The following is a 15,493-nucleotide window of genomic DNA, read 5'->3' as shown; positions in this document are numbered from 1 at the left end:
TGTTAAGCAAAGATAAAAAAAAGCTTCACAGTTACGTGAAGCTTTTCAAATGATTTATTATTTGTTCGCTTTATATTCGCGAAGTGGGTGTCCTGTATAAATTTGTCTCGGACGACCTATTGGCTCTTTATTCTCACGCATTTCTTTCCACTGCGCAATCCAACCTGGAAGTCTACCAATAGCAAACATTACCGTAAACATATCGGTAGGAATACCTAATGCTCTGTAAATAATTCCTGAGTAAAAATCTACGTTTGGATATAAATTTCTCGATTTAAAATATTCGTCATCTAAAGCTGCAGCTTCTAATTTTTTTGCAATTTCTAAAATAGGATCATCTACTCCTAAAGTTTCTAACACTTCATCAGCAGCCTTTTTTATAATTCTAGCTCTTGGATCAAAGTTTTTATACACTCTATGTCCAAATCCCATCAAACGGAATGGATCGCTTTTGTCTTTTGCTTTTGACATAAACTTTTCTGTATCTCCGCCGTCTCTGTGTATTTCTTCAAGCATTTCTAAAACTGCTTGATTTGCTCCACCGTGCAGTGGTCCCCAAAGTGCAGATACACCCGCAGAAATAGACGCAAATAAACCAGCATGAGAAGAACCTACCATGCGTACTGTTGATGTAGAACAATTTTGCTCGTGATCTGCATGAAGAATGAACAATTTATCTAATGCACTGATCACTGTTTTGCTAGGCTGGTAAGGCTGTGTTGGCAATCTAAACATCATCTGCATAAAATTCTCTACATACCCTTGCGTGTTGTCATAGTAATTTAATGGATAACCCATTGTTTTTCTATACGTCCACGTTGCAATAACTAAAAATTTTGCGATAGTCTTACAAACTGCTTCATACATTTCCTTTTCATTCTCAGCATTTACTGACTTAGGATTGAAAGCTGTTAAAGCACTTGTTAAAGAAGCTAAAACTCCCATAGGGTGAGCCGTTTTAGGAAAGCCATCTATGATACTTTTCATTTCTTCGTTTACCAACGAATGCTTTTTAATATCATTTTCAAATTTTTCTAATTCTGCTGTTGTCGGTAATTCACCAAATATCAAAAGAAAAGACACTTCTAAGAAATGAGCACTTTCTGCCAATTGTTCTATCGAATATCCTCTGTATCGTAAAATTCCTTCTTCACCATCTAAAAAGGTAATTTCGCTTTTACACGAACCTGAATTTTTGTACCCGGGATCAAGCGTTATTACTCCCGTTAAATCACGTAATTTGTTAATATCGATAGCAGACTCATTTTCGGTTCCAGTGACGATCGGAAGCTCAATTTTCTTACCATCTAATTCTAGTGTAGCTATTTTTGACATAATATAATTTGGAAATAATTCTATAAATAATAATTTACCAAATCTAAGGAATTTAAGATTAAATAAAAAGATAATCGGTATATGAATTTACAAAAAAACCAAAAAAAAACCACTCTTTTTAATCAAAGAGTGGTCTGTAAATATAGGTGTAAAAGAATTACTTTATTTTAAAGGCATTTAAACCAGGAAAATAAGCCGTAGAACTTAATTCTTCTTCAATTCTTAACAATTGATTGTATTTTGCCATACGATCAGAACGAGACGCTGATCCAGTCTTGATTTGACCACAATTCAATGCAACCGCTAAGTCAGCAATTGTATTGTCTTCCGTTTCACCAGAACGATGTGACATTACAGTAGTATAGCCTGCGTTTTTAGCCATATTAACCGCTGCAATCGTCTCAGTTAAAGTTCCGATTTGGTTTACTTTAATAAGAATAGAATTAGCAATTCCTTTTTCAATACCAGTAGACAAACGCTCTACATTAGTTACAAATAAATCATCACCAACTAATTGTACTTTATCACCAATTTTCTCAGTCAATAATTTCCAACCGTCCCAGTCATTTTCATCCATACCATCTTCAACTGAAATAATTGGGTATTTATCCACTAATTCAGCCAAATACTCTACTTGTTCCGCTGAAGATCTTACTTTTCCAGTTTCACCTTCAAACTTAGAATAATCATATTTACCATTTACATAAAACTCTGCAGCTGCACAGTCTAAAGCAATCATAATCTCTTCACCAAAAGTATATCCAGCATTTTCAACCGCTAATTTAATTGTATCCAAAGCATCTTCAGTACCACCTGGCAAGTTTGGAGCAAAACCACCTTCATCACCAACAGCTGTACTTAAACCTCTGTCATGTAATACTTTTTTCAAACTATGGAAAATCTCAGTTCCCATTTGCATTGCATGCGTAAAAGAAGTTGCTTTTACAGGAAAAATCATAAATTCTTGAAAAGCGATCGGCGCATCAGAGTGCGACCCACCGTTGATGATGTTCATCATTGGAACTGGTAACGTATTAGCAGAAACTCCACCAATATAACGATACAAAGGCAATCCTAATTCGTTTGCAGCCGCTTTTGCAGCAGCCATCGAAACTCCTAAAATTGCATTAGCGCCCAATTTAGATTTATTTGGAGTACCATCTAAATCAATCATCAACTGATCGATTGTATTTTGCTCGAAAACCGAAACCCCAACTAACTCTTCAGCAATAAGAGTATTAACATTTTTCACAGCGTTCAAAACTCCTTTTCCTAAGAAGGCTTTACCACCATCACGTAACTCAACAGCCTCATGTTCTCCTGTTGAAGCTCCCGAAGGAACAGCGGCTCTACCTAAAACACCATTTTCTGTAATTACATCAACTTCAATTGTAGGATTACCTCTAGAATCAAAAATTTGTCTTGCGTGAATTTTAATTATAATACTCATTATTTATTTTATTTTTATTAAATTATAAATCTTTTTCGAAATTATAAAAATATTTCATATCATTTGAACACTTACTCAATAAAAAATCTTTACTTATTAACTAAAACGATGTAGCGTTACTTTTTATTAATGTTCTCGATAAATTGATCAAACAAATAAGAAGAATCGTGTGGTCCAGGACTCGCTTCAGGATGATATTGTACAGAAAAACAATTCTTGTTTTTCATTCTCATTCCAGCAACTGTACCATCATTTAAATGCAAATGAGTAATCTCTAAGTCAGAATTTGCTTCAAGCTCTTCTTTATTAACCGCAAAACCATGGTTCTGTGAGGTAATTTCTCCTTTTCCTGTTACTACATTTTTAACTGGATGATTAATCCCACGGTGTCCATTAAACATTTTATAAGTTGAAACTCCATTCGCTAAAGCGATAACTTGGTGTCCTAGACAAATACCAAATAGTGGTTTATCCTCAGCTAAAATCTGTTTAGCCAATTCGATTGCGCCAAAAAGTGGATCGGGATCACCAGGACCATTGGATAAGAAAAATCCATCTGGATTAAATTCTGCTAAATCGGCATAGGTTGCATCATATGGAAATACTTTAACGTAGCAATCTCTCTTCGCGAGATTACGCAAAATATTCATTTTAATTCCTAAATCTAAAACAGAAATTTTATACTTAGCATTTTTATCTCCGTAAAAATATGGCTCTTTTGTAGACACTTTTGAAGCCAGCTCTAAGCCTTCCATATTTGGAACATTTTGAAGTGCTATTTTCAACTCTTCAATAGATGTATCATCTGTACAAATCACAGCGTTCATGGCCCCATTATCTCTTATGTAACTCACCAGTGCGCGTGTATCTACATCCGAGATGCAAATTAAGTTTTCTTTTATGAAATAATCTTCTAAACTTCCAGAAGCATCTTCTCTAGAATAATTAAAACTAAAGTTTTTACAAATAAGACCGGAAATTTTAATAGAAGCAGATTCAACTTCTGAGTCGTTCACTCCGTAATTACCAATGTGCGCATTGGTAGCCACCATAAGCTGTCCGAAATACGAAGGATCTGTAAATATCTCTTGATAACCAGTCATCCCAGTATTAAAACAAACTTCGCCAAACGTAGTACCGCTTATCCCAATAGATTTACCGTGAAAGATCGTACCATCACTTAATAAAAGGATCGCCTTATGTCTTGTTGTATATTTCATCTGTTAATTTGTGTTGTTTTTTTAGTAATTGTACTCGACAAAAATCAAATTTACTTGCCATCTTCAACTATTTTGCAAATTTACTCGATTAATCGAGTGGTTGCAAACATTTTTCAAAAATTCAATTATAAAAATAAAACCTCTTAGCTGCAAAAAGTTATAAAAATATAAATAGAAATGAAAACATCAAAAAAAAAGGATAAACTATAAATAGCTTATCCTTAATTTTTATTGAATTATTATTTTCATAATTATTCAGCAGCATCAGTTGAAGTTTTGTCTGACTCAGCAACTGGAGATTCTTCAGTAGAATCATCCGCTTTTTTTGCTTTACCACCACGACGGCTTTTTGCTTTTTTAACTTCTTTTTTACCACCGTTATAAAGCTCGTTAAAATCTACCAATTCGATCATCGCCATATCAGCGTTATCTCCTAAACGATTACCAACTTTAATAATACGAGTGTATCCACCCGGACGATCTCCTACTTTAGCAGCTACATCCCTGAACAAGTCAGTTACAGCATATTTGCTACGTAAGTATGCAAAAACAATACGACGATTATGAGTCGTATCATCTTTTGATTTTGTGATTAAAGGCTCAACGAATTGTTTAAGCGCTTTCGCTTTAGCAACAGTTGTATTAATACGTTTGTGCTCAATAAGAGAACAAGCCATATTAGCTAACATAGCTTTCCTATGTCCAGTCTGTCTGCTTAAGTGGTTGAATTTTTTTCCGTGTCTCATGACGTGTTTTTTTATACTTTCATCTTGATGCTATCCATTTTGGAGATCAAAATATGAAGTAATTTATTCTTTATCTAATTTGTATTTCGCTAGATCCATTCCGAAAGTTAAATTTTTAACAGCTACTAGTTCATCTAGTTCTGTTAAAGATTTTTTACCAAAATTACGGAATTTCATTAGGTCATTTTTATTGAACGATACTAAATCACCAAGTGTATCAACTTCAGCCGCTTTCAAGCAATTTAATGCTCTAACAGATAAATCCATATCAACAAGCTTAGTTTTAAGCAATTGTCTCATATGCAATGACTCTTCATCATATGATTCTGTTTGTGCAATTTCGTCAGCCTCGAGTGTAATTCTTTCATCAGAGAATAACATGAAGTGGTGAATTAAAACTTTTGCAGCTTCAGTAAGAGCGTCTTTAGGATTGATCGAGCCATCAGTTTTAATTTCAAAAACTAATTTTTCGTAATCTGTCTTTTGCTCTACACGGAAGTTTTCGATAGCATATTTTACATTTTTTACTGGCGTAAAAATTGAATCTGTAAATATAGTTCCAATTGCAGCATTCTGTTTTTTGTTTTCTTCAGCAGGAACGTATCCTCTACCTTTCTCAATTGTTAAATCGAAATTCAGTTTGATTTTACTATCTAAATTACAGATAACCAGCTCTGGATTCAAAACTTGAAAACCTGAAATAAATTTTTGAAAATCTCCTGCTGTTAGTTGATCTTTACCAGAAACAGAAATAGTAACTGCTTCGTTATCGATATCTTCAATTTGACGTTTAAAACGAACTTGTTTAAGATTAAGGATAATTTCGGTAACATCTTCAACAACACCTGAGATAGTAGAAAACTCATGATCTACACCTTCTATACGAACGGATGTAATTGCATAACCTTCTAATGCTGAAAGCAAAACTCTTCTAAGTGCATTACCAACAGTCAATCCATAACCAGGTTCTAAAGGTCTAAATTCGAATTTACCTTCAAAATCGGTTGAATCGATCATGATAACTTTATCGGGCTTTTGAAAATTAAATATTGCCATAAATTTCGACTAAGTCAATTATTATTTGTTGTACAACTCTACGATTAATTGTTCTTTAATATTTTCTGGGATCTGAAGTCTTGCAGGCACAGAAACAAAAGTTCCTTCTTTAAGATCAGAGTTCCAAGTAATCCACTCATAAACATGACTTGAATTAGATAAAGAACGCTCGATAGCATCTAAAGATTTAGATTTTTCACGAACTGCAACTTTGTCACTAGGTTTCAAGTGGTACGAAGGAATGTTCACCACTTCTCCATTTACAGTAATGTGTCTATGAGATACTAATTGTCTAGCACCTCTTCTAGAAGGAGCGATACCCATTCTAAAAACAACATTATCTAATCTTGCTTCACATAATTGTAACAAAACTTCACCAGTAACACCTTTAGTAGCTGCTGCTTTTTTAAATAAACCTCTGAATTGTTTTTCTAAAATTCCATAAGAATATTTAGCTTTTTGCTTTTCCATCAACTGGATTGCATACTCAGATTTTTTACCTCTTTTTTTAGCCATCCCGTGTTGTCCAGGTGGGTAATTTCTTCTTTCGAAAGATTTGTCATCTCCGAAGATTGCTTCGCCAAATTTACGAGCAATTCTAGTTTTAGGACCAGTATATCTTGCCATTTCAAAAATTAATTAAGGTAGAGATTATGAATTCAGGTCATATCCTTCGATAATCGTAAGTTCTACCTTGGTTATACTTAAATTATTAATATTATACTCTACGTCTTTTAGGAGGACGACATCCGTTGTGAGGCATAGGAGTAACGTCAATGATTTCTGTTACTTCAATTCCACCGTTATGTAAAGAACGAATAGCAGACTCACGTCCGTTTCCTGGTCCTTTAACATAAACCTTAACTTTTTTCAATCCTGCTTCAAGTGCTACTTTACTACAATCTTCTGCTGCCATTTGAGCCGCGTATGGAGTGTTCTTTTTAGAACCTCTAAAGCCCATTTTACCAGCTGAAGACCATGAAATAACTTCACCTTTCTTATTAGTCAAAGAAATGATAATATTGTTGAAAGTGGCAGAAATATGAGCCTCACCCGTTGATTCAACGATAACTTTACGCTTTTTTGCAGTTGCTTTAGCCATATTACTTATTATTTAGTTGCTTTTTTCTTGTTAGCAACAGTTTTTCTTTTACCTTTTCTTGTTCTAGAGTTGTTTTTAGTTCTTTGCCCTCTTAATGGAAGACCTGATCTATGACGGATACCTCTATAACAACCAATATCCATTAAACGTTTGATGTTCAAAGAAACTTCAGAACGTAATTCTCCTTCAATTTTGAAAGTTCCAACAGCTTCACGAATTGCTCCGATCTCGTCATCATTCCAATCTTGAACTTTTTTATCTTGGCTTACTTGAGCTTTTTCTAAAATCTCAATTGCTCTACTTTTTCCTAATCCAAAGATATAGGTAAGTGCAATAACACCTCTCTTGTTTTTTGGGATATCTACCCCTGCTATTCTTGCCATAATTATCCTTGTCTTTGTTTAAATCTAGGATTCTTTTTGTTTATTACGTACAATATCCCTTTTCTACGCACGATAACGCACTCGGGACTTCTCTTTTTTACTGATGCTCTAACTTTCATTGTGAATATCCTTTAATATCTATAAGTAATTCTTGCTTTTGACAGATCGTATGGACTCATTTCTAGTTTCACCTTATCACCAGGTAATAATTTGATGTAATGCATACGCATTTTACCAGAGATATGAGCAATTACAATATGTCCATTTTCTAATTCTACACGGAACATAGCATTTGATAATGCTTCAATTATTGATCCGTCTTGTTCTATTGCTGATTGTTTTGCCATAAAATTAAGCTACCGCCTTTCTGTTTTTACCAGTTTTCATTAAACCATCATAATGCTTATTCAACAAATATGAATTAACCTGTTGGATGGTATCTATTGCCACACCAACCATAATGATCAATGAAGTACCACCAAAAAACATTGCCCAAGATTGTTGTACATCCATAAAACTTACAACAATGGCTGGAAACACAGCTATTAAAGCAAGAAATAAAGATCCTGGGAAAGTTATTAAAGACATCACTTTATCTAAAAAATCAGAAGTTTCTACACCTGGACGAATCCCAGGAATAAAACCACCACTTCTCTTTAAGTCATCAGACATTTTATTGGTAGGAACGGTTATAGCAGTATAAAAGAAAGTAAATACAATAATAAGCAATGCAAAAACTAAATTATACCAAAATCCGAACATATCACTAAAAGCTCCAACAACAGATTGTGACGCATCTGATGTAGATAATCCAGCTACAGCTGCAGGAATAAACATAATTGCTTGCGCAAAAATAATAGGCATTACACCTGAAGCATTAAGCTTAAGTGGAATCCACTGTCTATTACCACCCATTGAATCTTGTTCGTAACTTCCAGATGTAGTACGACGAGCGTACTGAACTGGAATCTTACGTACTGCCATAATTAACATGACACAAGCAATGATTACCAATAACCAAATAATAATTTCTATAACTAACAACATCGGCCCTCCATTGTTATTGGTAACTCTGGTAGTAAACTCTTGTATAAAAGCCTGCGGAAAGCGAGCTAAAATACCTACCATAATCAACAATGAAATACCATTACCAATACCTTTGTCTGTAATTTTTTCTCCTAACCACATAGCAAATATTGTGCCAGTAACTAAGATCACTACAGCAGAGAACAAAAATTCGAAAGAATTAAAACCTAGTAGAAAAGCACTACTAGGCAATGTTCTGTATAAGTTATAGATGTAAGTTGGTCCTTGAACCAATGTAATACCTATTGTTAACCAACGAGTAATTTGGTTGATTTTTTTTCTACCACTTTCTCCATCACTTTGAAGTTTTTGCAAATATGGAATCGCAATCCCCATTAACTGAACTACAATAGACGCAGAAATATAAGGCATAATTCCTAAAGCAAAAACAGATGCTTTAGAGAATGCTCCTCCGGTAAACATGTCTAGGATAGACCCTAAACCATTTTTTGTTTGTCCCGCTAAACCGGTCAATTGCGTTGCATCAATTCCAGGAAGCGTAACGTGTGCACCAAAACGATATACTAAAAGCAACCCTAAAGTAATTAGGATTCTATTCCTTAGTTCTTCGATTTTCCAAACATTACTTATCGATTCAATAAATTTCTTCATCCTAATAGAAAAATTATATTGTTACAGCTTCTCCACCAGCAGCTTCAATAGCAGCTTTTGCAGTAGCAGTAAATTTGTGAGCAGTTACTTTTAATTTTGCTTTCAACTCTCCTCTACCTAAAATCTTAACGATCTCATTTTTGGTAGCTAGACGATTTGATACATAATCTGTCATGTTGACAGCATCTGTAATCACACCATTGTCTACTAATAATTGAAGCGTGTCCAAATTGACACCCTCGTATTCTTTACGATTGATGTTTGTGAAACCAAACTTAGGCACACGTCTTTGAAGTGGCATTTGCCCTCCTTCAAATCCAATCTTTTTAGAATAACCAGAACGAGATTTTGCTCCTTTGTGTCCTCTTGCAGAAGTACCACCTTTTCCAGAACCTTCTCCTCTACCTAACCTCTTATTTTGATTGTGTGTAGATCCTTCAGCTGGTTGTAAGTTACTTAAATTCATACCAGTATTTGTTATTTAGCTTCTTCTACAGAAACTAAGTGTTTAACTTTGTTTATCATCCCAAGGATTGCAGGGTTTGAATCATGTTCTACAACCTGACCCATTTTGCGTAGACCTAAAGCTTCTAATCCTCTTTTTTGATCAAGTGGACAGTTGATTTTACTTCTAACTTGTTTTACTAATAATTTAGCCATAATTTCCTTGAATTAACCTTTAAAAACTTTTTCTAAAGAAACGCCTCTTTGTTTTGCAACAGTGTAAGCACTTCTCATTTGTAACAAAGCATCAAAAGTTGCTTTTACTACGTTATGAGGATTTGATGATCCTTGAGATTTAGACAATACGTCGTGTATCCCTACTGATTCAAGAACTGCACGAACAGATCCACCAGCAATAACTCCTGTACCGTGAGACGCAGGAATTAAAAATACACGCGCTCCACTAAATTTACCTTTTTGTTCGTGAGGAACTGAATGTCCATTCAAAGGAATTCTAACTAAATTTTTCTTAGCATCTTCTACTGCTTTCGCAATTGCTTCAGAAACATCTTTAGATTTTCCTAATCCATGTCCAACAACACCGTTTTCATCACCTACAACTACAATAGCAGAAAAACCGAAAGCTCTACCCCCTTTTGTAACTTTAGTAACACGATTCACACTTACCAGACGATCTTTAAGTTCAAGACCGCTAGGTTTTACCAATTCTACATTTTTGTATTTAGACATAATATATTAGAATTTAAGTCCAGCTGCTCTTGCGCCGTCTGCTAATGATTTAATACGACCGTGGTATAAGTATCCTCCTCTATCGAAAGTTACCGTTTCAACCCCAGCTTTTAATGCTTTTTCTGCAACTAGTTTTCCAACAGCAGCTGCAATTTCAACATTCGTACCTTTTCCAATTTCTTTTTCTCTTGAAGAGGCAGCTAATATAGTAATTCCATTTACATCATCAATAAGTTGTGCGTAAATTTCTTTATTACTTCTAAATACAGATAGTCTTGGTTTAGCAGCAGAACCGCTAATCGTTTTTCTAATTCTGAATTTAATTCTCTGTCTTCTATCAGATTTTGTTAATGACATAATCTTATTTTTTAAGCTGATTTACCTGCTTTTCTTCTTAATACTTCACCCACAAACTTAACCCCTTTACCTTTGTACGGTTCTGGCTTACGGAAACCTCTAATTTTCGCAGCTACTTGACCTAAAAGTTGTTTATCGTAAGATGTTAGTTTTACGATAGGGTTTTTACCTTTTTCAGATATTGTTTCTAAAGTTACCTCTTGAGCAATCTCTAAAATAATATTGTGAGAATATCCAAGAGCTAAATCTAACTTTTGACCTTGATTTGAAGCTCTATATCCAACTCCAACCAATTCTAACGATTTAGTGAACCCTTCGTTTACACCAATAATCATGTTATTGATTAATGATCTGTAAAGTCCGTGTTTTGCTCTTTGGTCTTTATGATCAGATGATCTGCTTACTTGCACTTGATCACCTTCAACTACTACAGTACTGTCCGAAAACTCCTGTGTCAGTTGACCCAATTTTCCTTTTACTGTAATGATACCTTCCTTAACTTCTACAGTTACTCCAGCAGGGATTACAATTGGATTTTTACCTATTCTTGACATCTTATATAGTCTTTATGATTAGTATACGTAACAAATTACTTCACCACCAACATGTAATTGCTTAGCTTGTTTTCCAGTCATCAAACCTTTTGACGTAGAAACAATAGCAATACCTAATCCGTTAAGGATACGAGGTAATTTAGTAGCACCTGCATACTTACGCAAACCTGGTTTACTAATTCTTTGGATATCTTTAATTACTGGCTCTTTAGTATCTTTATCGTACTTTAAAGCGATTTTGATTGAACCCTGAACAGCGTTGTCTTCAAATTTGTAACTTAAAATATAACCTTGATCAAATAAGATCTTAGTTATTTCTTTTTTTAGATTAGATGCCGGAATTTCAACAACTTTGTGGTTTGCAGCCACAGCGTTACGAACTCTCGTCAAATAATCTGCAATTGGATCTGTATACATTTGTATTAATTTACGATCTTGGTTTTCGGTAAAAACTATTTCTACCGAACCTTAGACCAATTTATAATTCTTATTCTACCAGCTGGCTTTTTTAACTCCTGGTATTAAACCGTTGTTAGCCATTTCACGGAAAGTTACACGCGAAAGACCAAACTGACGCATATAACCTCTTGGTCTACCCGTTAATTTACAACGATTGTGTAAACGAACTGGTGAAGCATTTTTTGGTAATTTTTGTAAACCTTCGAAATCTCCAGCTTCTTTCAAAGCTTTTCTTTTCTCAGCAAACTTCGCTACCGTTTTTTCTCTCTTCACCTCGCGGGCTTTCATTGATTCTTTAGCCATGTCTTAATTCTTTTTAAAAGGTAAACCTAATTCAGTCAATAACGACTTTGCTTCTTTGTCTGTTTGAGCAGTAGTAACAAAAGTAATATCCATTCCTGAAATTTTGTTAACTTTATCAATATCAATTTCTGGGAAAATGATTTGCTCTAAAACTCCAAGGTTGTAGTTACCTCTACCATCAAATCCAGTAGCTTTAATACCACCAAAATCTCTTACACGTGGTAAAGCTGAAGTAATAAGTCTATCTAAAAACTCATACATTCTTTCTCCACGCAAAGTAACTTTTGCTCCAATCGGCATCCCTTTTCTCAATTTAAAAGACGCAACGTCTTTCTTTGAGATAGTAGAGACCGCTCTTTGTCCAGTGATCTTTGTTAACTCATCAACTGCATAGTCAATCAGTTTTTTATCAGATACAGCTGCACCAACTCCTTTACTCAAAACGATTTTTTCAAGCTTTGGAACTTGCATCACGTTTGTGTAACCGAATTCCTCTTTAAGAGCAGAGATAACTCTACTCTTATATTCTTCTTTTAGTCTAGGTATATATGCCATTACTATAGTACTTGATTAGATTTTTTTGAAAATCTTACTTTCTTATCTCCTTCTACTCTAATTCCAACTCTTGTAGTCTCTTTTGACTTAGGGTCAATTAAAGAGATATTTGAAATTTGTATAGAAGCTTCTTTCTTAACGATACCACCTTGAGGGCTTTTTGCACTTGGTTTTGTATGTTTCGAAACCATGTTTACACCTTCAACTATCGCTTTGTTTTTTTCACGGTACACACGTAAAACTTTACCTTCAGAACCTTTATGGTCTCCAGCAATTACTCTTACAATGTCTCCTGATTTTATTTTTAGCTTTATCATCTTAAAACGAATTAAAGCACTTCTGGTGCTAATGATACAATTTTCATGAATTGTCTTTCACGAAGTTCTCTTGCTACCGGACCAAAAACACGAGTTCCTCTCATTTCCCCTGCAGCATTCAAAAGAACACATGCATTGTCATCGAAACGGATATAAGAACCATCGGCTCTTCTCACTTCTTTTTTGGTACGTACAACAACTGCAGTTGAAACAGCTCCTTTTTTTACGTTCCCGTTCGGAGTTGCATCTTTGATAGAAACTACAATCTTATCACCAACAGAAGCATACCTTCTTTTGGTACCTCCTAAAACACGGATAGTTAAAACTTCCTTTGCTCCCGTGTTATCTGCTACTTTAAGTCTTGATTCTTGTTGTACCATAATTATTTAGCTCTTTCTAGGATTTCAACTAATCTCCAACATTTTGATTTACTTAAAGGACGCGTTTCGCTAATTCTCACAGTATCTCCAATGTTACAGTCGTTTGTTTCGTCATGTGCTACAAATTTCTTTGTTTTCAACACGAACTTACCGTATAATGGGTGTTTTACTTTAGTTACTTGTGCAACAACAATAGATTTATCCATTTTGTTAGACGTAACCACACCAATTCTTTCTTTTCTTAAATTTCTTTTTTCTTCCATCTTTCAGCAGAATACAATTATTGTAACTCTCTTTTAGTTAGCTCTGTAGCCAATCTTGCAACTGTTCGTCTTACACTTCTAATTTGAAGCGGATTCTCAATTGGAGAAATAGCATGGGCCATTTTTAGGTCAGCATATATCTTCTTAGTTTGACTAAGTTTTTCTTGCAACTCCGCTGCAGAAAGATCTTTTATTTCTGATTGTTTCATAATATAATATAAATTATGCTTCGAAATCTCTAGCAACTACGAACTTAGTTTTTACTGGAAGCTTTTGAGCTGCAAGACGTAACGCCTCTTTTGCAACTGACAAAGGTACTCCTCCAACTTCAAACATAATTCTTCCGGGTTTAACAACGGCAGCCCAATACTCAACTGCACCTTTACCTTTACCCATACGTACCTCAAGAGGTTTCTTAGTGATAGGTTTGTCTGGAAATATTTTGATCCATAATTGTCCTTCTCTTTTCATAAAACGAGTTGCAGCAATACGCGCAGCTTCGATTTGACGAGAGGTTAAGAACATTCCATCTTCATGTACCGATTTAATTCCAAACATTCCATTAGAAAGTTCATGCCCTCTATTAGAGTTCCCTTTCATTTTACCTTTTTGTACCTTACGGTATTTTGTTCTTTTAGGCTGTAACATTTTTCTTTAGTTTAAAAATTACTTTCGTTTACGAGCGTCTGGTTTTCCACCTTTATTAAAGTTAGATTTGCCTCTAGCATCTCCACCTTTACCACCACCAGATTGTTTTTTGTCCATTCCAGCAAGCGGAGAAAGATCTCTCTTTCCATAAACTTCACCTTTCATGATCCACACCTTGATTCCCATTCTACCATAAGTAGTATGCGCCTCAGCAAGTGCATAATCAATATCAGCTCTGAAAGTTGATAGAGGAATTCTACCTTCTTTGAATCCTTCAGAACGTGCCATCTCAGCACCATTCAAACGACCAGAAATCAAAACTTTGATACCTTCCGCGTTCATACGCATAGAAGCAGCAATAGCCATTTTGATTGCACGTCTGTAAGAAATACGGCTTTCGATTTGACGAGCGATGCTAGTCGCAACTAGATAAGCATCTAACTCAGGTCTTTTGATTTCAAAGATGTTAATCTGAACCTCTTTGTCAGTAATCTTCTTAAGTTCTTCTTTTAACTTGTCTACCTCTTGTCCACCTTTTCCAATAATAATACCAGGTCTAGCAGTAGTGATAGTAACGGTTACAAGTTTAAGAGTTCTCTCGATGATTACTTTTGATACACTAGCTTTTGATAAACGAGCATGGATATACTTTCTGATTTTGTGATCTTCGGCTAATTTATCACCGTAATCATTTCCACCATACCAGTTTGAGTCCCATCCTCTGATGATACCAAGTCTATTTCCAATTGGATTTGTCTTTTGTCCCATGCTGCTTAAGAATTGCTTTGTATGTTATTGATAGCTCCAAGCACGATTGTTACGTGATTAGAACGTTTTCTTATTCTGTGTGCACGACCTTGTGGAGCTGGACGAAGTCTTTTCAACATCATTCCACCATCTACTCTGATCTCCTTAATAAATAATCCAGCTTCTTCTAAATTACCTTCACTATTTTTCTGCTCCCAGTTGTTGATTGCAGATAATACTAGTTTCTCTAATTTTCTTGAAGCTTCTTTTGAACTAAATCTTAAGATGTTAAGTGCTCTTTCTACCTTCTGACCTCTTACCAAGTCCGCTACTAAGCGCATTTTTCTAGGTGAAGTAGGGCAGTTATTCAATTTTGCGAAAGCAATAGACTTATTAGCCTCTTTTCTCGCATCTGCTGTTTCTCTTTTACGAACTCCCATTGCTTCTTATTTTTTACCTTTATTTTTTGCTCCAGCATGACCTCTAAAAGATCTAGTTGGTGAAAATTCTCCTAATTTGTGTCCTACCATGTTTTCTGTAACGTAAACAGGTACAAATTGACGACCGTTATGAACTGCGATAGTTTGCCCAACAAAGTCTGGAGTAATCATAGAAGCACGAGACCAAGTCTTTACTACTCCCTTATTTCCACCTGCAATGTTTTCTTGAACTTTCTTGTCTAACTTATAATGAACAAAAGGTCCTTTTTTTAATGAACGTGCCATA

At 34.9% G+C, this 15,493-nt stretch carries 27 protein-coding genes; all 27 read right to left on the bottom strand.

Translation table 11 applies throughout. From position 1 onward, the window contains the following. Nucleotides 1-57: 57 nt before the first annotated feature. The gene (locus ACRASX_RS07315; protein ID WP_066313269.1) at nucleotides 58-1,335 is read right to left on the bottom strand and encodes a citrate synthase; all 1,278 of its coding nucleotides are present in this window, start codon (nucleotides 1,333-1,335) and stop codon (nucleotides 58-60) included. Nucleotides 1,336-1,492: 157 nt separating this feature from the next. Beyond that, nucleotides 1,493-2,785 (bottom strand): phosphopyruvate hydratase, encoded by a 1,293-nt coding sequence (gene eno / locus ACRASX_RS07310; RefSeq protein WP_432222911.1) that lies wholly within the window; start codon nucleotides 2,783-2,785, stop codon nucleotides 1,493-1,495. A gap of 116 nt (nucleotides 2,786-2,901) precedes the next feature. Further along, nucleotides 2,902-4,005, bottom strand: a complete 1,104-nt coding sequence (carA, locus tag ACRASX_RS07305; protein WP_432222910.1) for a glutamine-hydrolyzing carbamoyl-phosphate synthase small subunit — start codon at nucleotides 4,003-4,005, stop codon at nucleotides 2,902-2,904. Between the two features lie 251 nt (nucleotides 4,006-4,256). Next, the gene (gene rplQ / locus ACRASX_RS07300; RefSeq protein WP_432222909.1) at nucleotides 4,257-4,751 is read right to left on the bottom strand and encodes a 50S ribosomal protein L17; all 495 of its coding nucleotides are present in this window, start codon (nucleotides 4,749-4,751) and stop codon (nucleotides 4,257-4,259) included. Nucleotides 4,752-4,814: 63 nt separating this feature from the next. Further along, nucleotides 4,815-5,807, bottom strand: a complete 993-nt coding sequence (locus tag ACRASX_RS07295; RefSeq protein ID WP_026706997.1) for a DNA-directed RNA polymerase subunit alpha — start codon at nucleotides 5,805-5,807, stop codon at nucleotides 4,815-4,817. A 21-nt stretch (nucleotides 5,808-5,828) separates the two neighbouring features. Beyond that, complete coding sequence (gene rpsD, locus ACRASX_RS07290) at nucleotides 5,829-6,434, bottom strand: 30S ribosomal protein S4 (protein ID WP_066313259.1); 606 nt, start codon at nucleotides 6,432-6,434, stop codon at nucleotides 5,829-5,831. Nucleotides 6,435-6,525: 91 nt separating this feature from the next. Continuing rightward, a complete protein-coding gene (gene rpsK, locus ACRASX_RS07285) occupies nucleotides 6,526-6,909 on the bottom strand; it encodes a 30S ribosomal protein S11 (RefSeq protein WP_024981527.1) in 384 nt (127 codons plus the stop codon). 8 nt (nucleotides 6,910-6,917) lie between these two features. Beyond that, nucleotides 6,918-7,292: a 30S ribosomal protein S13 gene (gene rpsM, locus ACRASX_RS07280; RefSeq protein ID WP_066313256.1), complete on the bottom strand. Its 375-nt coding sequence runs from the start codon at nucleotides 7,290-7,292 to the stop codon at nucleotides 6,918-6,920. Between the two features lie 2 nt (nucleotides 7,293-7,294). Continuing rightward, nucleotides 7,295-7,411: a 50S ribosomal protein L36 gene (gene rpmJ, locus ACRASX_RS07275; RefSeq protein ID WP_082706679.1), complete on the bottom strand. Its 117-nt coding sequence runs from the start codon at nucleotides 7,409-7,411 to the stop codon at nucleotides 7,295-7,297. 12 nt (nucleotides 7,412-7,423) lie between these two features. Then, complete coding sequence (infA, locus tag ACRASX_RS07270) at nucleotides 7,424-7,639, bottom strand: translation initiation factor IF-1 (protein WP_007136545.1); 216 nt, start codon at nucleotides 7,637-7,639, stop codon at nucleotides 7,424-7,426. Between the two features lie 4 nt (nucleotides 7,640-7,643). After that, nucleotides 7,644-8,990, bottom strand: coding sequence for a preprotein translocase subunit SecY (secY, locus tag ACRASX_RS07265; RefSeq protein WP_066313254.1), 1,347 nt, complete (start codon nucleotides 8,988-8,990; stop codon nucleotides 7,644-7,646). A gap of 13 nt (nucleotides 8,991-9,003) precedes the next feature. After that, on the bottom strand, nucleotides 9,004-9,456 hold the full coding sequence (rplO, locus tag ACRASX_RS07260; protein WP_066313251.1) for a 50S ribosomal protein L15: 453 nt from the start codon (nucleotides 9,454-9,456) through the stop codon (nucleotides 9,004-9,006). Nucleotides 9,457-9,467: 11 nt separating this feature from the next. Then, entirely contained in the window at nucleotides 9,468-9,650 is a 183-nt protein-coding gene (gene rpmD, locus ACRASX_RS07255; protein ID WP_026707002.1) for a 50S ribosomal protein L30, read from the bottom strand. Nucleotides 9,651-9,662: 12 nt separating this feature from the next. Continuing rightward, the gene (gene rpsE, locus ACRASX_RS07250) at nucleotides 9,663-10,187 is read right to left on the bottom strand and encodes a 30S ribosomal protein S5 (RefSeq protein WP_157492750.1); all 525 of its coding nucleotides are present in this window, start codon (nucleotides 10,185-10,187) and stop codon (nucleotides 9,663-9,665) included. A gap of 3 nt (nucleotides 10,188-10,190) precedes the next feature. Beyond that, the gene (gene rplR, locus ACRASX_RS07245) at nucleotides 10,191-10,541 is read right to left on the bottom strand and encodes a 50S ribosomal protein L18 (RefSeq protein WP_066313247.1); all 351 of its coding nucleotides are present in this window, start codon (nucleotides 10,539-10,541) and stop codon (nucleotides 10,191-10,193) included. Nucleotides 10,542-10,552: 11 nt separating this feature from the next. Further along, nucleotides 10,553-11,095, bottom strand: coding sequence for a 50S ribosomal protein L6 (gene rplF, locus ACRASX_RS07240; protein ID WP_066313244.1), 543 nt, complete (start codon nucleotides 11,093-11,095; stop codon nucleotides 10,553-10,555). Nucleotides 11,096-11,113: 18 nt separating this feature from the next. Then, nucleotides 11,114-11,512 carry a 30S ribosomal protein S8 gene (rpsH, locus tag ACRASX_RS07235; protein ID WP_066313243.1) on the bottom strand — a complete coding sequence of 133 codons (399 nt, stop codon included), beginning with the start codon at nucleotides 11,510-11,512 and terminating at the stop codon, nucleotides 11,114-11,116. 75 nt (nucleotides 11,513-11,587) lie between these two features. After that, nucleotides 11,588-11,857 carry a 30S ribosomal protein S14 gene (rpsN, locus tag ACRASX_RS07230; RefSeq protein ID WP_066313241.1) on the bottom strand — a complete coding sequence of 90 codons (270 nt, stop codon included), beginning with the start codon at nucleotides 11,855-11,857 and terminating at the stop codon, nucleotides 11,588-11,590. Between the two features lie 3 nt (nucleotides 11,858-11,860). Next, the gene (gene rplE / locus ACRASX_RS07225) at nucleotides 11,861-12,412 is read right to left on the bottom strand and encodes a 50S ribosomal protein L5 (RefSeq protein ID WP_066313239.1); all 552 of its coding nucleotides are present in this window, start codon (nucleotides 12,410-12,412) and stop codon (nucleotides 11,861-11,863) included. A 2-nt stretch (nucleotides 12,413-12,414) separates the two neighbouring features. After that, on the bottom strand, nucleotides 12,415-12,729 hold the full coding sequence (gene rplX / locus ACRASX_RS07220; RefSeq protein ID WP_066313237.1) for a 50S ribosomal protein L24: 315 nt from the start codon (nucleotides 12,727-12,729) through the stop codon (nucleotides 12,415-12,417). 11 nt (nucleotides 12,730-12,740) lie between these two features. Next, the gene (rplN, locus tag ACRASX_RS07215; RefSeq protein ID WP_066313234.1) at nucleotides 12,741-13,109 is read right to left on the bottom strand and encodes a 50S ribosomal protein L14; all 369 of its coding nucleotides are present in this window, start codon (nucleotides 13,107-13,109) and stop codon (nucleotides 12,741-12,743) included. A gap of 2 nt (nucleotides 13,110-13,111) precedes the next feature. Beyond that, nucleotides 13,112-13,372 carry a 30S ribosomal protein S17 gene (rpsQ, locus tag ACRASX_RS07210; RefSeq protein ID WP_026706247.1) on the bottom strand — a complete coding sequence of 87 codons (261 nt, stop codon included), beginning with the start codon at nucleotides 13,370-13,372 and terminating at the stop codon, nucleotides 13,112-13,114. 17 nt (nucleotides 13,373-13,389) lie between these two features. Further along, nucleotides 13,390-13,581: a 50S ribosomal protein L29 gene (gene rpmC / locus ACRASX_RS07205; protein ID WP_007803639.1), complete on the bottom strand. Its 192-nt coding sequence runs from the start codon at nucleotides 13,579-13,581 to the stop codon at nucleotides 13,390-13,392. A gap of 13 nt (nucleotides 13,582-13,594) precedes the next feature. Further along, complete coding sequence (gene rplP, locus ACRASX_RS07200) at nucleotides 13,595-14,020, bottom strand: 50S ribosomal protein L16 (protein ID WP_066313233.1); 426 nt, start codon at nucleotides 14,018-14,020, stop codon at nucleotides 13,595-13,597. An 18-nt stretch (nucleotides 14,021-14,038) separates the two neighbouring features. After that, nucleotides 14,039-14,788 (bottom strand): 30S ribosomal protein S3, encoded by a 750-nt coding sequence (gene rpsC, locus ACRASX_RS07195; RefSeq protein ID WP_066313231.1) that lies wholly within the window; start codon nucleotides 14,786-14,788, stop codon nucleotides 14,039-14,041. 5 nt (nucleotides 14,789-14,793) lie between these two features. Then, complete coding sequence (gene rplV, locus ACRASX_RS07190) at nucleotides 14,794-15,207, bottom strand: 50S ribosomal protein L22 (protein ID WP_432222908.1); 414 nt, start codon at nucleotides 15,205-15,207, stop codon at nucleotides 14,794-14,796. A 6-nt stretch (nucleotides 15,208-15,213) separates the two neighbouring features. Next, nucleotides 15,214-15,492: a 30S ribosomal protein S19 gene (gene rpsS / locus ACRASX_RS07185; protein WP_007136562.1), complete on the bottom strand. Its 279-nt coding sequence runs from the start codon at nucleotides 15,490-15,492 to the stop codon at nucleotides 15,214-15,216. Nucleotide 15,493: the final 1 nt, after the last annotated feature.

This window comes from Flavobacterium sp. TMP13 (assembly GCF_050847115.1).
Classification (GTDB): domain Bacteria; phylum Bacteroidota; class Bacteroidia; order Flavobacteriales; family Flavobacteriaceae; genus Flavobacterium.
The sequence above is the reverse complement of the archived record's forward strand: the minus strand, read 5'-3'. Positions and strand labels throughout refer to the sequence as shown.